This window comes from Burkholderia sp. AU45274 (assembly GCF_030482505.1).
GTDB lineage: Bacteria > Pseudomonadota > Gammaproteobacteria > Burkholderiales > Burkholderiaceae > Burkholderia.
Map to the genome: position 1 here is coordinate 137243 of NZ_JAUJQE010000006.1, position 17212 is coordinate 154454.

Sequence of the window (17212 nt, forward strand, 5' to 3'; positions counted from 1 at the left end):
GGTGTCAGGCTCTGATCTTGTGGCGGGTGCGGGCGAGCAGGATCACGGGCACGAGCCCGGCCAGCACGATCGCGAGCGCGGCGACCGCGCCTTCCTCGTAGGTGCCGCGCGCGGCTTCCGCATACAGCCAGGTCGCGAGCGTGTCGAAGTTCAGCGGACGCAGCAGCAGCGTCGCCGGCAATTCCTTCATCGCGTCGACGAACACCAGCAGCGCGCTCGTCGTGAGCGCGGGCCGCAGCAGCGGCAGGTGCACGCGGCGCAGCGTGCCGCCGGCCGTCTCGCCGAGCGAGCGCGCCGCCTGTTCGAGCGACGGCGGAATGCGCGCGAGGCCGGCCTCGATGCTGCCGGCCGGGATCGCAAGAAAGCGCACGGTATAGGCGATCACGAGCGCGGCCGACGAGCCCATCAGCAGCAGCCCGTCGCGGCCCAGCACCATGCCGAACAGCCGGTCGGCCGCCGCGAACGGGATCAGCAGGCCGATCGCGAGCACGGTGCCGGGCACCGCATAGCCGAGGCTGGCGATTCTCGCGCACACGCGGGCCGGGCCCGCGCGGGCGCTGTCGCGTTGCGCGCGCGCGGCCCATGCGACGACAAGCCCGCACAAGAGCGTCGCGACGGTGGCGGCGGTGGCGATCGTCAGCGTGTTCGCGAGCCCCGTCATCAGCTGTGCGGATACGCCGCCGACCAGATGCAGCCGCTTGGCCGTCTCGACCGCGAGGTACGCGGCCGGTGCGCCGAAGCCGAGCAGCACGGGCAGCCAGCCGAGCACGGCGGCGCCCAGCGCGGCCGTGCCCGTCAGGTGGCGCGGCGCGATCGGCCGCATGCGCCGGCCATGCGCATAGCGCTGGCGGCGGCGCCCGTAGCGTTCGAGCACGATCATGCCGACGACGATCGCGAGCATCGCGAGTGCGATCTGCGCGGCGCCGGCGAGGTCAGAGCGCGTGATCCACGTCGTATAGACGGATACGGTCAGCGTTTGCACACCGAGGAATTCCGACGCGCCGATATCGTTCAGTGTTTCGAGCAGCGCGAGGCTCACGCCCACCGCGATCGCGGGCCGCGCGAGTGGCACGACGACGCGCCAGAACGTGGCGATGCGTCCCGCGCCGAGCGTGCGCGCGGCTTCGAGCAGGCTCGCGGACTGCGTGACGAACATCGCGCGCGTGCTCAGGTAAACATACGGATACAGCACGAAGCCGAGCACGAAGATCGCGCCGGGCAGCGAGCGCAGGTCGGGCAGGCGGAACTGGCGCGGGCTGTCGAAGCCGAGCAGCCAGCGGATCGCGCCCTGCACCGGGCCGATCGGGTGCAGCAGGTCGAGATAGGCGAACGCGACGATGTAGGTGGGAACCGCGAGCGGCAGCAGCAGCGCCCACGTCAGCATCCGGCGGCCGGGAAAGTCGTACGCGGTGACGAGCCACGCGCAGCCGGTGCCGACGATCGACACGATCGCGCCGACGCCCGCGAGCAGCAGCAGCGTATTGACGAGTGCCTGCGGCAGCACGAATTCGGCGAGATGGCGCCAGTGCGCGAGATCGGCGTCGAACGCGGCGGCCACGAGTACCGCAAGCGGCGCCGCGACCGCCGCGGCGATCGCCAGCGCCGCGAGCAGCCACAGGCTGCCCGCGCGCGGCAGCACGCTCGGCCGGCGCGTGCCGCCGGTGGTTGCGTCAGTTGTCAAAACCGACCTTGTCGACCAACTGGCTCGCCTGCTTGCGATGCTTCGCGATGTCCGCCAGCGGCAGCGGGTCGATCTTCAGCGTGCCGAAGCTGGCGATCACCGGGTCGAGCTTCTCGTTCGCGCGCACCGGGTATTCGTAGTTCGCCTGCGCATACAGCGCCTGCGCTTCCGGCGATACGAGGTACTCGAGCAGTTTCACCGCGTTGGCCTTGTGCGGCGCGTGCTTCGCGACCGTCGCGCCGCTGATGTTTACGTGCGTGCCGCCGCTCTTCGCGTTGGCGAACGTCGGCCGCACGACCTTGATCGCGTCGCCCCACTTGCGCGCGTCGCTGCCGGGCTCCGCGTTCTTCATGTGGCCGACGTAGTAAGCGTTCGCGAGGCCGACGTCACAGATGCCGCCGAGGATGTCGCGCGCGACGTCGCGGTCGCCGCCCGTCGCCTTGCGCGCGAGGTTCGCCTTCACGCCGCGCAACCACTTCTCGGTCGCCGCTTCGCCGTCGTGCGCGATCATCGCCGCGACGAGCGCCGTGTTGTACGGGTGCTGGCCCGAGCGGATGCAGACCTTGCCCTTCCATTTCGGATCGGCGAGATCCTCGTAGCGGAATGCATCGACCTTCAGGTCCTTCTCGACGTACAGCACGCGGTCGCGCAGCGACAGCGCGTACCAGTCGCCGTTCGCGCCGCGCAGGTTCGCGGGAATCGCGTCGTCGAGCGCCTTCGAGCGCACCGGCTGCGTGAGCCCGCCGTCGACGAGGTCGAGCAGGTTGCCGACGTCGACCGTCATCAGCACGTCGGCCGGCGACTGCGCGCCTTCCGCCTTCACGCGCTCGAGCAGGCCGTCCTTCACGAACACCGTGTTGACCTTGACGCCGCTCTGCTTCGTGAAGGCGTCGATGAGCGGCTGGATCAGCTTCGGTTCGCGGGTGGTGTACAGGCTCACTTCCTCGGCCGCGTGGGCCAGCGGCGCGAATGCGGCGGCGGCAAGGGCGAGGGCGCCGGCAAGCGGCAGCAGGCGGGTGCGCGGATTCGACATGAAGACTCCGGAAGGGGCAGGTGGACGATGGGAGCGTTCCGGGGCGCGCCTGCCGCCCGAGCGACCCGGAACATTACAAAATGAAAGACTTGAGATTCTAGATCGAAATGGGAATGGTTATCAAATGAAAGCTTGCGGTGGGCGGGCGGAGGACGGGGAAGGGGATCGGAAACGGCGCGTCGCAGCGGGCGCGCAAGCGCGTAGAATGCCCGCTTCGATGAATTTGACGGAATCGCCCCGACCATGAACGATCAGCGCAAGAAGAACCCTGTCCGCAACGTGAGCATCCTGATCGTCGTGGCCGTGCTGCTCGTGATCGGGACGATCCTGTACAACGCGATTTCGCAGAAGCACGCGTACGACGAGGCCCATCCGGCCGAGGCCGCGAGCGCGGCGTCGCACTGACGTACCGATGCGCGGCCGGCGGGCCGCGCACGCAGGTGCATGCGAAGGGGAGGACTCCCCGGCTGCTGGCGCGCGGGATGCCGCGCGGAGCCGGGAGAGAAGCGGGCGCCGGAACCGGCGCGCCGCGTAGGCAGGTCAGTCGTGCGTCAACGTGACGCAGCGGCGAATTTCGGGCGGATCCGTGCGTAGAACACGACCGCGAGCAGCGCGAGCCAGGCCGCGCCGACGACCAGCGCGACGCGCGTGTCCTCGAACCAGCCGAGCATCACGATCACGAAGCCCATGAACGCGATCGTCAGTGCCGGCGCGACCGGCCACAACGGCACCTTGAACTTCAGCGCCGCGACTTCGGCGCTCGACAGCCGGCGGCGCATCGCGACCTGCGACAGCAGGATCATCAGCCACACCCACACGGTGGCGAACGTCGCGATCGCGGCGACCATCAGGAACACGTCCTTCGGCATCAGGTAATTGAGCAGCACGCCGACGAGCAGCGCGACCGCCATCACGAGCACCGTGACCCACGGCACACCGTGCCGCGACGTCGTCATCAGCACGGCCGGCGCCTGGCCCTGGCGCGCCATGCCGAACATCATCCGGCCCGCGCCGAAGATGTCGCTGTTGATCGCGGAGATCGCCGCGCTGATCACCACCAGGTTGAGGATGGTTGCGGCCGACTTCACGCCGAGCGCCGAGAAGATCTGCACGAACGGGCTGCCGTCGTTGCCGACACCCGTCCACGGGCTGATCGACATCAGCACGACCATCGTCAGCACGTAGAACAGCAGGATGCGCGCGGGCACCGCGTTGATCGCGCGCGGAATCACGCGCTCCGGATCCTTCGCCTCGCCGGCGCTCATGCCGATCACCTCGATCCCGCCGTACGCGAAGATCACGACCGACAGCGACGCGATCAGCCCGCCGACGCCGTTCGGCAGGAAGCCGCCATGGTTCCACAGGTTCGCGAACGTCGGCACGTCGGCCGAATGGCCGAAGTGCATGCCGGTCAGCAGGATCGCGACGCCGCCGCCGATCATCGCGACGATCGCGCCGACCTTGATGATCGACAGCCAGAACTCGAGCTCGCCGAACACCTTCACGTGGCACAGGTTCAGCCCGCAGATGATCGCGACCACGCCGAGCACCCAGATCCATTGCGGGACATCCGGAAACCAGAAGCCCATGTAGATGCCGAACGCGGTGATGTCGGCGATCGCGACGATCACCATTTCGAGCGTGTAGGTCCAGCCGGTGACGAACCCGGCGAACGGGCCGAGGTTCTCGGTCGCGTAGTGGCCGAACGAGCCGGCGACGGGTTCGCGCACGGCCATCTCGCCGAGCGCGCGCATCACCATGTAGACGGCCGCGCCGCCCAGGATGTACGCCAGGATCACGGCCGGGCCCGCGAGCTGGATCGCGGACGCCGACCCGTAGAACAGGCCCGTGCCGATCGCCGAACCCAGCGCGAGAAAGCGGATGTGCCGCGCGCTCAGGTGGCGCTGCAAGTTTTTCATCGTGTCTCCGATATCGTTATGCGACGGACCGGGCGAGCGGAGCCGGTCCGATTGGCTCAAGTTGTATAGACAACTTAAATGTGAACAAATGATAACAAGCCGGGCCGGGTGACCGGAATCGGGTATTCCCTGACTGGCGCGACGGGCGCAATGCGGGGCGGGGCGGTCGCGCTACGAGGGCGCGGGCCGCGTGGAACGGGCGGGTCATGCTTCGGGGATCGCTGAATCGGGGGGCGCCGGGGCCGATCCGCGGCAGGCGCGGGCCGGCCACCGGCGGGGTCAAGCCTGGGTCAGGCGGGCAGGCGGATCACGCTCGCATCCTTGCGGATCAGCAGCGACGACGCGAGCATCTGCTTGCACTGGTGCGCGAGCACCTTCAGGTCGTGCGTGAGCTCGGCCCCCACCGCATCGGATTGCTCCGCGGACACGACCATCGCGTCGAGGTCGCGCGTGATCTGCTTCGACGCGTCGAGCTGGTCGGCGGGCGGCGGCTCGCCCGCTTCGGCCTTCTCGAGATTGTCGAGCACGGCGGCGAGGCCGCGATGCAGCGCGTCATCGTGGAGGATGCTGCCGTCGGCCGCGCAGGCCGTGCGGATCAGCGGCGCGGCGGCCGTGATCTGCGCGCCGAGCACGTGCGTCTGCACGAGCAGGTCGTTCAGTTCGGGCACGAAGCGCTGGTGCGCCTTCGGCTCGATCATCATCCGCTGGAACGCCTGCCCGAGATTCGCGAACGCGATGTGCACGTCCTTGCGCGCGAGGCGGTAGCGGTAGTCGTCGTCGAGGGCCGTGGACGGTGTCTCGATGGCCGCGGCGACGACCGGCACGACGGCCGCGCCGTCGGCGGCCGGCACCGGCGGCGGCGACATGCCGCGCCCGGCGCGCCACACGGCTTCGAAATACTTGCGGGTGGCGGTGAGCATGTCGGCGACCTGCTTGCCCATCAGCCGGTATTCCCAGTACGGGAACAGCCGGCTCGCGGCGATCGCGATCATGCAGCCGACCACCGTGTCGATCGCGCGCTCGCCGATGATCCGCATGCTGCCCGGCGCGAGCAGGTGGAACATCAGCAGCACGTACGACGACGTGAACACGACGCTCGCCGCGTAGTTGAACAGCAGCAGGCTGTAGCTCATCACCATCGACCCGAACATGATCGCGATCAGCAGGTGCGTATCCTTGACCGTGTAGATCAGCGCGACGCTCGCCGCGCAGCCGATCAGCGTACCGACGATACGCGCCGCGTTGCGCTGCTTGGTGAGCGAGTAGCCGGGCTTCAGGATGATGATGGTCGTCATCACGATCCAGTACGCATTCGTGAGCGGCAGCAACCGGCCGAGCCAGAACCCGACCGCCACCGCGATCGTCACGCGCAGCGCGTGGCGGAAGCTCGGCGAGCGCATGTTCAGGTTCGAGAAGATCAGGAGCGGCGACATCCGGCGGCGCTGCAGGAAGCGCGTGAGCGCCTTGTCGATCTTCAGTTCGGTTTGCTGCGGATCGGCGTGGCCCGACAGGTTGCGGCGCATCCGGTCGATCAGGCGCGTCGCGCTCCAGATGCGCCGGAACGTGGCCAGCACGGCCGCATACGCTTCCGCATTGGTGGCCGGGAAGTTCTTCTTGCGCATCAGCTCGATCTCGTACTCGATCGCGCGCAGCTCGGCCTTCACGCTGATCCGCGAATGCGGTGCGCGGTTCTCGAGCACCGCGAGGCCGATTTCCTCGAGATCGGCGGCTGCCTTGCGGATCAGGTCGCGGTAGAAAATGATCAGGTCGGAGCCGCCGAACGTATTGCGCACCAGCGGGTAATCGGTGTGGGCGCCGACGAACAGCTCGTGCAGGTCGACGCTGTTGATGAACAGGTTGTACATCGTCGTGCGGCCGGGGTCGAGCTTGCCGCGCCGCAGCTTCGGCAGGTTGCGCAGCACGATGTCGCGCGCGGTTTCCTGCGTTTCGACCGCCGTGATCTGCTTCGCGACGAGATTGCGGTAGCACTCGTCGAGATCGGCATCGAGATCGTAGAACTGCGCGCGCGCGAGCAGGTAGTCGGCGCACGCGAACAGGCTCTCGGCAAGCGCCTGCTGCTCGATCCGGCGCGCCTGCCATTGCGACACGAGCGTGGCCCAGTACGTGTACCAGAGCCCGCCCGCGAGAATCCAGCCGGCGTTGATGAACGCCTGCAGCGGCGTGAACTTCTCCTCGAGCGTCATCACCATCATGAACAGCGTCGCGAAGCTGATCTGCGGCCAGCGGTTGCCGTAGACGACGATCAGCGACAGCACGAAGGTGAGCGGCACGATGGTGAGCCACAGCACGAAGATGTTCGGTGTCGCGAGGCCGGTGGCGAGCGCGGCCAGAAAACCGATCACGCTGCAAGCGAGCATTTCGTTGTGCTTGTACTTGAGCGGGCCCGGCATGTCGACGACGCAGGCGCCGAGCGCGCCCGTCGAGATCGTGAAGCCGAGCTCCCGGTTGTGAAACACGATCAGGCACAGCACGGCCGGCAGCGAAACGCCGATCGCGATCCGCAGGCCGCCGAAAAAGTACTGGCTGTAGAAAAACTTTCTGATTTCGACCGAATAGCGCATCGATGGGCTGAATAGCAGACGAAGACGCCCGGGGGCGGCATCTTGACTGGCGACGAGTCTATCGTATTTCGCGATCCGTAAAACCTGGCCTTCCGGACGAGGTTCGCGACGGCGGCCCATTTGCTATCCTTGGTGATCCTGTTCGCCCGGCCCGGCCGGCGCGAGGTTCCGACGCCTGCTTCATGCTCCATCTCTTCTATTCGAACCGTCACGAAACGCTGGCCGATGCGCTGCTCGAGGATCTGGCCGCGTTCCCGGCCCGCAATGGCCCGTGGGCGCCGCAACAGGTCATCGTGCCGAGCGCGGCGCTGCGCCGCCGTCTCGAGCTCGACATCGCCGCGCGCAACGGCGTGTGCGCGAACGTCGAGTTCACGTATCTCGCGCAATGGCTGTGGGCGCAGATCGGCCGCGTGCTGACGGTTCCCGCGCGTTCGCCGTTCGCACCCGATCGCCTCGTGTGGCGCTGCTACCGGCTGTTCGCGCAGGCGGCCGACGGCGCGCCGTGGCTCGCGTCGCCGCGGCTGGCCGCGTATCTGTCCGCGTCCGACGATGCGATGCGCTACGAGCTGGCACACCGCGTCGCGGCCGTGCTCGATCATTACCTGACCTATCGTCCCGAATGGCTGGCCGCATGGCAGGCCGGCGAGTCCGTGCTCGCGGGCGACGGCGCGCCGCGCGGGATCAGCGACGCCGCACGCGACGACGAACGCTGGCAGGCCGCGCTGTGGCGCGCGCTGCTCGCCGAGCTGAGCGACAGCGGCACGCCGCCGGCGCACCGTTTCCTCGTCGAGGCGCGCCATCTCGATCCCGAAGCCATCGCGCGCGCGGACTGGCCGGAATCGGTCAGCGTGTTCGCGCTGCCGACGATGCCGCCGCTGCACGTCGCGTTGCTGCGCGAGCTGTCGCGCTGGATCGACGTGCGCGTCTATGCGCTGAACCCGTGCCGCGAATTCTGGTTCGACATCGTGACCGCCGCGCATGCCGAGGCGCTCGATGCGGCCGGGCGGCTCGATTACCAGGAAGTCGGCCATCCGCTGCTCGCCGAATGGGGCAGGCAGACCCAGGCGCAGCTGCACATGCTGCACGAGCTGACTGAAAGCGCCGCGTCGGGCGACGCGTCGCGTTTCGTCGAGAATCCCGCGCCGACGTGGCTCGCGCGCGTGCAGAACGCGATCCTCGAACTGCAGCCGGAGGCCGAAATCGGCGACACGCCGGCCGAGCGCGGGATCGAGGTGCACGTGTGCCACAGCCTCGCGCGCCAGCTCGAGGTGCTGCACGACCGGCTGCTCGCGTGGTTCGACGCCGACGCGAGCCTGCAACCGTCCGACGTGCTCGTCGCGGTGGCCGATCTCGCCGCGGCCGGGCCGCTGATCGACGCGGTGTTCGGCACGGCCGGCGCCGGCGGCTCGCGTGTGCCTTACCGGATCACCGGCCTGCCGCCGTCGCAGGCGAACCCGGTCGCGCGCGTGCTGCTCGACTGGCTCGCGTTGCCGGAGCGGCAGGTCGGTGCGCCCGAACTGGTCGAATGGCTGCGCGTCGACGCGGTGGCGGCGCGCTACGGTATCGATGCGGCGGCGCTGGAGACGGTGCAGACCTGGCTCGCGGCCGCCGGCGCGCGGCGCGGGCTGTCGCCGCTCGCGAGCGACGATGCAGCCGTGCCGTCGCCGCGCCATACGTTCTCCGATGCGCTCGCGCGGCTCTTTCTCGGTTATGCGATGCCTGAGGGCGCGGCGCCGGTCGGCGCGTGGCTGCCGATCGAGGCGGCCACCGGCAGCGAGGCCGAACTGCTCGGCCGGCTGGCACGCTTCACCGACGATCTCGACGGCTTCTCGCGGCGGCTGGCCGAATCGCATACGCCGCAAGGCTGGAGCGAGCTGTTCGCCGATACGCTCGCGCGGTTCTTCGATTCGGGCGCCGCGTATGCGGACGCGCTCGCGGGCGTGCGCGACGCGCTCGACGCGATGCTGGCCGCGATGACGGAGGGCGCGCCGGACGAAGCGTTGCCGGCGGCGGTCGTCCGGGCGGGGCTGGCCGCCGCGCTCGACGATCCGGCGCGCGGCGGCGTGCCGTGGGGCGGCGTCACGTTCTCGTCGCTGACGAGCCTGCGCGGCCTGCCGTATCGCGTCGTCTGCCTGCTCGGGATGGACGATGGCGTGCTGCCGAGCCTCGCGCGCGCCGACGAATTCGACCTGATGGCCGTGTTGCCGAAGCTGGGCGACCGCCAGCGCCGCGACGACGAGCGCAACCTGTTTCTCGACCTGCTGCTCGCCGCGCGCGACCGGTTGATGATTGCCTACACGGGCCGCAGCATTCGCGACAACGCGCCGTTGCCGCCCGCGGCACTCGTCGACGAACTGCTCGACCATCTCGCGCTCGTCACGGCCGGGCCCGACGCGGCGCCGGACGCGGTCGATGCCGCGCGGCGTGCATTCGTCGTCGAGCATCCGCTGCAACCGTTCGCGGCCGCCTATTTCCAGCCCGGCAGCGAACTCGTTTCCTTCGACGCCGAGCGTGCGACGCTCGCGTCGCTGCTGGCCGCCGAGGCGTCGCGCGACGGGCCGCGCGAGTTGCCGTTCTTCGCGCAGCCGCTGCCGGCCGAACCGGTCGAGCCTGTCGCATTCAGCGAATTCGAACGCTTCTGGCGCCATCCCGCGCGTGCGCTGCTGCGCGCGCGGCTCGGCATCGTGCTCGCCGACGCGCAGGCCGAACTGCTCGACACCGAGCCGTTCGCGCTCGACTTCGCCGGCAGCGATGCACTCGCCGAGCGCGTGCTGCCGTTGCTGATCGAGTCGGACGAGGGCGGCGTGCACGATCACGCGCTGCGCATTGCGGACGCGAGCCCCGAACTGCCGGGCGGCGCGACCGGCGCCGTGTGGCGCGACCAGGCGCTCGGATCGATGACGCAGCTTGCGTCGAACGTGCGCCGCGCGCTGGCCGACGGGATGGAGCGGCGGCCGTTCACGCTCACCGTCGTGCCGGCCTGGCCGGACACCGAACAGGCGCTGTTCGGCGCCGACGACGCGCGGCTGTCGGGCGACGCGGTGAGCGCGCCGCTCGACCTGCACGGCACGCTGAACCGGCTCACGCCGGCCGGGCAGATCATCTATCGCTATGCACGGCCGAGTGCGCGCGACTACCTGTCCGCGTGGCTCGCGCATCTTGTCTACTGCGCGGTGGAGCCCGGTGGCCCGCGCCGCACGCTGTGGTTCGGCAGCGGCGGTGCATTCGAGCTGACGCCCGTCGCGGCGCCGCTCGAGCAGCTCGCGCCGCTGGCCGCGCTGTTTCGCGCGGGGCGGCGCATGCCGCTGCGGTTTTTTCCGCGCAGCGCGTGGGCGAGGGTGTCCGACGGCGAGGCGAAGGCCGCGAGCGTCTGGATCAACGAACGGGTCGTGAGCGAGGCCGACGATCCGGCCATCGCGATCGCGTGGCGCGGTGCGCATGCATCGCTCGACGAGCCGTTCGGCACCCTCGCGCGGCTCGTGTTCGATCCGCTCGTCGCACATCTGAAGGAGGTCGCATGAGCGCCGTGTCGCAGTCGCAGCAGGCGCTCGAACTCGACGTGTTCGCGTGCCCGCTCGACGGTGTCAACCAGATCGAGGCGTCGGCCGGCACCGGCAAGACCTGGAACATCTGCGCACTGTATGTGCGCCTGCTGCTGGAGAAGGATCTCGGTGCGGATGAAATCCTCGTCGTGACCTTCACGAAAGCGGCGACCGCCGAACTGCACGAACGGATTCGCGGTCGCCTCGCGCAGCTCGCGCATGCGCTCGACACCGGTGACGACGGCGGCGATCCGTTCATCGAGCGTCTGCTGGAAACCACGCTCGGCGAAGACGGCGCGCTCGATCCCGAAACGGCCGCGAAGCGGATCCGGCGTGCGCTGCGCGCGTTCGACCAGGCCGCGATCCATACGATCCATGCGTTCTGCCAGCGCGCGCTGCAGGAAGCGCCGTTCGCGGCGGCGATGCCGTTCGCGTTCGACATGGAGGCCGACGATGCGTCGCTGCGCTTCGAACTGGCAGCGGATTTCTGGCGCACGCGCGTCGAGCCGGCAGCCGCGCGCTGGCCGGGCTTCGCGACCTGGCTCGTCGAATCGGGCGCCGGCCCGGCCGCGCTCGATGCGCAGCTCGCGCGGCGGCTGAAGAAGCCGCTCGCCGCGCTGCGCTGGGACGGCGTGACCGAGCCGGACGAATCGGCCGAGGCGGCGGCCGCCGAATGCTTCGCCGAGGCCGAGCGGATGTGGGCGGCCGAGCGCGACGCGATCGATGCGTTGCTGCGCACCGCGCAGTCCGCGCTCAACCAGCGCTCGCACAAACCCGAGGCCGTGGCCGATGCGCTGGCCGCATGGACCGCGCATTTCGCGCAGGGCGACGCGACGGCTGCGCTGCCGAAGGCTGCGCTGAAGCTCACGCACACCGCGCTCGTGAAAGCCACGAAAAAAGGCGGCGCGACGCCCGAACACGCATTCTTCGACGTGGCCGACGCGCTCGAAGCGGCCGTGGCCGCGGCCGAGGCCGCGCAGCGCGCGCGCTGGCTCGCGCTGATCGCCGAATGGCTCGACATGGCGCCGGGCGAGCTGGCCGAGCGCAAGCGCACGCGGCGCGTCGTCTCGTTCGACGATCTGCTCGCGAACCTGTACCACGCGCTGCATGCGCATCCGTGGCTTGCCGAAACGCTGCGCGCGCGCTATCCGGCCGCGCTGATCGACGAGTTCCAGGATACCGACCCGCTGCAGTTCGCGATCTTCGACCGGATCTTTGCGCCGGGCGGCCCGCTGTTTCTGGTCGGCGATCCGAAGCAGGCGATCTACAGCTTCCGCGCGGCCGATCTGCATACCTATCTCGCCGCGCGCGCACGGGCGAGCGCGTGCTACACGCTCGCGGTCAACCAACGTTCGACGCCCGCGATCGTCGATGCATGCAACCGCTTCTTCATGTCGAATCCGCGCGCGTTCGTGCTCGACGGGCTCGACTACTACGCGGTGCGTGCCGGCACGCGCGCGCGCGCGCCGTTCGTCGACGCAACCGATCCGGGCCCGGCAGGCGACTTCCGGGTGTGGGCGTTGCCGGGCGGCGAAGGCACGTTGCTCAAGCGTGATGCACAGGCACAGGCCGCTCAGGCCTGCGCCGCCGAGATCGCACGGCTGATGCGCGGCGCGCGCGAAGGGCGCGTGCGGCTCGGCGAGACATCGCTGTCGCCGGGCGACATCGCGGTGCTCGTGCAGACGCACCGGCAGGGCAGTCTCGTGAAGCGCGTGCTGTCGACGTGGGGCATCGGCAGCGTCGAACTGGCGCAGGCTTCGGTGTTCTCGACCGGCGACGCCGAGCAGCTCGAGCGCGTGCTGGCGGCGATCGATGCACCGGGAGACCTGCGGCGCTTGCGCGCGGCGCTCGCATCCGACTGGTTCGGCCTCGATGCCGGTGCGCTGTGGCGGATGGAGCAGGGCGACGGCGACGCGCAACGGGAAGCCTCTGCGGCGGACAGCGCCGACGCGATGAGCTGGGTCGAGCGCTTCTCGCGGTATCGGCTGTTGTGGCGCGAACGCGGCTTCGCGGTGATGTGGCGCACGTTCACGCGGGAGCTGCGGATTGCCGAGCGCCTGATGGCCGGCGCGGACGGCGAGCGCCGCGTGACCGACATCAACCATCTGGCCGAACTGACGCAGGCACGCGCGTCCGCGCAGCCGGGCATCGCGCCGACGCTGCGCTGGCTCGCCGCGCAACGGCTCGACGGCGGCGGCGAGGAAGCGCAGCTGCGGCTCGAATCCGATCGCAACCTCGTGCAGATCGTCACCGTGCACAAGTCGAAAGGCCTCGAATACGCGATCGTGTTCTGTCCGTTCCTGAACGACGGCGCGTTGCGCGAGCCGCCCGCGTCCGCATTGCCCGATGCGCGCGAGTATCACGACGAGGCGGGCGACGCGGTGCTGCATTACGGCTGCGACGACGAGGCGGCCGAGCATGCGGCGCGGCAGGCGCTGCGCGAGCAGGCGGCGGAACGCGCGCGGCTCGTCTACGTGGCGCTCACGCGCGCGGTTTATCGCTGCTATGTCGTCGCCGGGCCGTACCTGTCGTCGCGCTCGACGCGTGAATCACGGCGCAGCGTGCTCAACTGGCTCGTCGCGGGCGCCGGCCAGTCATTCGATGCGTGGCTCGACGAGCCGCCCGACGAGGCTGCGCTCGATACAGCGTGGCAGGCGCTCGCGGGTGGCCCCGTGAGCGTCGCGCCGCTACCGGCGCCCGTGCGACCCGAACGTCTCGCGGCCGGGCACGACGCGTCACAGACGCTCGCGGCGCGCCATGCGACGCGCGTGCTGCGCGATGCGTGGCGGATGGCCAGCTTCAGTTCGCTGACCGCGTCGATGGCGCGTGAGGAGGCGGGTGTCGCGGCCGTGCCCGATGACGAGCTGCGGCCCGATCATGACGCACTGGCCGCGGTGGCGCCGGATGGCGAATGGCTCTTGGCCGATCCGGTTGCGCCCGAGCCGCCGGACGACGATATCCTCGTGTTCCCGCGCGGCGCGGCGGCCGGCGAGTGCCTGCACCGCCTGTTCGAGCTCAGCCGCTTCACCGAGCCCGAGTCGTGGCCCAGGGCCGCGCTCGGCGCGCTGCACGACCGGCCGGTCGAGGCTGTGCCCGAGCTGGCCGCGCGCCTGCCGGCGATGATGGTGCAGCTGGTCGACGATGTCGTGCACACCGAGCTCGTGCCGGGCATGCGGCTCGCCGATCTCGATCCCGCGAAGCGGCTCGACGAAATGGGTTTCCTGTTCCCGGCGCCCGCGCTCGACCTGATGGCGCTGCGCCGGCTGCTGGTCGCGCACGGCTACCCGGACGTTGCACTGGAGGCGGGCATGCTCGCCGGTTTCATCAAGGGTTTCATCGACATGATCGTCGAACACGACGGCCGCTTCTGGATCGTCGACTGGAAGTCGAACCATCTCGGCACGACGCCGGACGCCTATGGCCCGCGCGCGCTCGACGTCGCGATGGCCGATCACGCGTATCACCTGCAGGCGCTGCTCTATACGGTCGCGCTGCATCGCTACCTGCGCGGCCGGCTGCCCGACTATGACTACGACACGCATATCGCGGGCTACCTGTACCTGTTCGTGCGCGGTGTACGGCCCGGCTGGCGCAGCGGCGGCGAACCGGCCGGCGTGCATGCGCGGCGGCCCGAGCGTGCGCTCGTCGACGCACTCGACCGGATGATGGAAGGGGGCCGCGCATGAACGCGCAGGACGACACGCTCGAATTTACCGGCGGCCTCGTCGCGCGGCTGCCCGAACCCGCTGATTTCGGCATCGCGCTCGCGGAAGGGTTTGCGCGCCGCATCGGCGATCTGGCTCGTCGCGCCGGTGCGCCGGCCGCGGCCGCGCGCTGGGCGGCGCGAGCCGCGTTCGCGACGAGTCGCGCGACCGCGGGCGGCCACGTGTGCGTCGCGCTCGGCGCGCTCGCGCAGCGCTACGAAGCCCCGCTCGACGAAGTCCGTGCGGCGCTTGCCGCGAGCGGCGTGGTCGCGTTCGGCACGCTCGCACGCGGCGACGAGCGGCCGCTGATCGTCGACCGCCACGACCATCTGTACCTGTCGCGCTATTTCGACTACGAACGGCGGCTTGCCGATGCGCTCGTCGCGCAAGCCGGTGTGGCCGCGCCGGACGAAGGTCTCGCGCCTGACCGGTTGCGCGACAGCCTCGCGCGTTACTTCGGGCCGGCAACCGGCGAAGTCGACTGGCAGCGCGTCGCGGCGATCGTCGCGCTGACGGGCCGCGTGACGATCGTCAGCGGCGGCCCGGGCACGGGCAAGACGACGACCGTCGTCGGCGTGCTGGCCTGTCTGCTCGACGCGCATCCGGGGCTGCGCGTCGCGCTGGCCGCGCCGACCGGCAAGGCCGCGCAGCGGATGCAGGAAGCGCTGCATGCACGGGCCGGCGACCTGCCGCCCGAACTCGCGGCGCGCCTGCCGGATACGTCATACACGCTGCACCGGTTGCTCGGCGGCGGCGGGGCGGCCGGATTCCGGCATCATCGCGACAATCCGCTGCCGTACGACCTGATCGTCGTCGACGAGGCGTCGATGATCGACGTCGCGCTCGCCGCGCATCTGCTCGATGCGCTCGCGCCGGGTGCGCGGCTCGTGCTGCTCGGCGACAAGGACCAACTCGCCGCGGTCGAGGCGGGTGCCGTGTTTGCAGAGTTGAGCGCGCGGCCGGCGTTTACCGCCGCGGCGCGCACGCGCATCGCGCAGGCGCTCGGCATCGACGAGGCGGCATTCGTCGCGGCGCTGCCGGTGCGGGACGACGCCGCGACCGCCGCCGCTCCCGCTGCGCATCCGGCTTCCGTCGCGGTCGAGGCGCCGGCGCCTGCCGCGGCCGCTACGCGCAAACCAGCGTCGCGACGGAAAGTCGATGAGCGACAGGCATCGCTTTTCGACGACGAACCGCAGGATGACGACAGTTCGCCGTCCAGCGTCGCGCCGCCGCCGGCCGCAGGTCCGGCGCTGACCGAAACCCGTGAGCCGGGTGAGGCTGGCGCGGCAGGCGACGCCCCCGCGTGGATCGAGGTCGACGAACTTGCGTGGCTCGACGCCGTCGAGCTGCCGCCGTTCGACGCGGACGACGGGGCGCTTGCATCGGTCACATCGATACCGCCGGGCGAACCCGCCGCCGCGCCCGCCACGCCCGCACCTGCACCCGCACCCGCACACGCACCGCTCGCCGACTGCGTGGTCTGGCTCGAACGCAATTACCGCTTCGGTCTCGATTCACCGATCGGGCGGCTGTCGCTCGCGATCCGCAGCGGCGACGTGCAGGCCGCGCTCGACGCGCTGCCCGCCGACGATTCGGCCGCCGCGTCATTCCACGACGATGCGGGCGAGTCGCTCGCGTCGTCGACGGTCGAGCGGCTCGCGCGGCGCTTCGGCGCTTACCTCGACGCGTTGCGCGACACGCTGGCCGCGCCGGCGCCCGATCCGTTGCCGCTGTTCGACGCGCTCAACCGGTTCCGGATCCTGTGCGCGACCCGCAGCGGCTTGCGCGGCGCGGAGCACGTCAATGCGCTCGTGGCCGCGCACGTGCGCCACGCGGCGCGGGTGCCGCTGGCGGTCGGCGCGCACTGGTTCACGGGGCGGCCGATCATGGTGACGCGCAACGACTATGCGCTCGGGCTGTTCAACGGCGATATCGGCATTGCGCTGCCCGACGCGCACGGCGTGCTGCGCGTGTGGTTCAGGCGCGCGGACGGCACCGCGCGCGCGGTGTCGCCGGCCGCGCTGCCGCCGCACGAAACCGCGTTCGCGCTGACGGTCCACAAGTCGCAGGGCTCGGAATTCGACGAAGCCGCGCTCGTGCTGCCGGCGTCGTTCGGCCGCGTGCTCACGCGCGAGCTCGTCTATACGGCCGTCACGCGTGCCCGCACGCGCGTGCAGGTGATCGGGCCGCGGCGCGTGCTCGCGCAGGCGGTCGCGACGCGTACGCAGCGCGATTCTGGGCTCGCGGCACGCGTCGACGAGGCGCTGGCACGGCGCCGCAAGGAGGCTGCGCGATGATGATCCGCTATACGCTCGATCCGGCCGAAGTCGAATGGACGGCCGTGCGCGCGCAGGGCGCGGGCGGGCAGAACGTGAACAAGGTGTCGAGCGCGATCCACCTGCGCTTCGATATCCGCGCGTCGTCGTTGCCGCCCGTCATCAAGGAGCGGCTCCTTGCACTGTCCGACCAGCGCATCACGCGTGACGGCATCGTCGTGATCAAGTCGCAGGAATATCGCACCCAGGAGAAGAATCGCGAAGCCGCGCTGGCGCGACTCGATGCGTTGATCAGCGGCGTTGCATTCACGCCGCGTGCGCGGGTCGCCACGCGGCCGACGCGTGCGTCGAAGGAGCGGCGGCTCGAGCACAAGTCGCGCCGCAGCGTGGTGAAGTCGGGAAGAGGGAAGGTGACCGACTGACGAGTGGATGAGCCGACGAACGACGGGTGCGACAGCCGAACGCTCGCCGTCGT

General features: G+C 70.2%; 9 protein-coding genes. 5 read left to right on the top strand and 4 right to left on the bottom strand.

The features are described from left to right. Nucleotides 1-4: 4 nt before the first annotated feature. Nucleotides 5-1639: an iron ABC transporter permease gene (locus tag QZM35_RS22535; RefSeq protein ID WP_301776936.1), complete on the bottom strand. Its 1635-nt coding sequence runs from the start codon at nt 1637-1639 to the stop codon at nt 5-7. A 31-nt stretch (nt 1640-1670) separates the two neighbouring features. Further along, a complete protein-coding gene (locus QZM35_RS22540) occupies nt 1671-2714 on the bottom strand; it encodes a Fe(3+) ABC transporter substrate-binding protein (protein ID WP_301776783.1) in 1044 nt (347 codons plus the stop codon). Nucleotides 2715-2957: 243 nt separating this feature from the next. On the opposite strand from QZM35_RS22540, the gene QZM35_RS22545 reads away from it, so the two are divergent. After that, nucleotides 2958-3119 carry a hypothetical protein gene (locus tag QZM35_RS22545; protein ID WP_006476417.1) on the top strand — a complete coding sequence of 54 codons (162 nt, stop codon included), beginning with the start codon at nt 2958-2960 and terminating at the stop codon, nt 3117-3119. A gap of 146 nt (nt 3120-3265) precedes the next feature. Here the strand turns inward: QZM35_RS22545 and QZM35_RS22550 are convergent, their stop codons facing one another. Continuing rightward, a complete protein-coding gene (locus tag QZM35_RS22550) occupies nt 3266-4633 on the bottom strand; it encodes an amino acid permease (protein WP_089424915.1) in 1368 nt (455 codons plus the stop codon). 290 nt (nt 4634-4923) lie between these two features. Continuing rightward, the gene (locus tag QZM35_RS22555) at nt 4924-7215 is read right to left on the bottom strand and encodes an FUSC family membrane protein (protein WP_301776784.1); all 2292 of its coding nucleotides are present in this window, start codon (nt 7213-7215) and stop codon (nt 4924-4926) included. 182 nt (nt 7216-7397) lie between these two features. Between QZM35_RS22555 and recC the strand changes: the two genes are divergently transcribed. Genes recC through arfB form a run of 4 tightly spaced genes read left to right on the top strand, consistent with a single transcriptional unit; the run spans nt 7398 to nt 17159 of the window. After that, nucleotides 7398-10736 (top strand): exodeoxyribonuclease V subunit gamma, encoded by a 3339-nt coding sequence (recC, locus tag QZM35_RS22560; protein ID WP_301776785.1) that lies wholly within the window; start codon nt 7398-7400, stop codon nt 10734-10736. Continuing rightward, nucleotides 10733-14443, top strand: a complete 3711-nt coding sequence (recB, locus tag QZM35_RS22565) for an exodeoxyribonuclease V subunit beta (protein WP_301776786.1) — start codon at nt 10733-10735, stop codon at nt 14441-14443. Before recC ends, recB begins: the two co-directional genes overlap by 4 nt. Further along, entirely contained in the window at nt 14440-16758 is a 2319-nt protein-coding gene (locus tag QZM35_RS22570) for an AAA family ATPase (RefSeq protein WP_174974962.1), read from the top strand. The genes recB and QZM35_RS22570 overlap by 4 nt, the downstream gene beginning before the upstream one ends. After that, entirely contained in the window at nt 16755-17159 is a 405-nt protein-coding gene (arfB, locus tag QZM35_RS22575) for an alternative ribosome rescue aminoacyl-tRNA hydrolase ArfB (protein ID WP_011351491.1), read from the top strand. Before QZM35_RS22570 ends, arfB begins: the two co-directional genes overlap by 4 nt. Nucleotides 17160-17212: the final 53 nt, after the last annotated feature.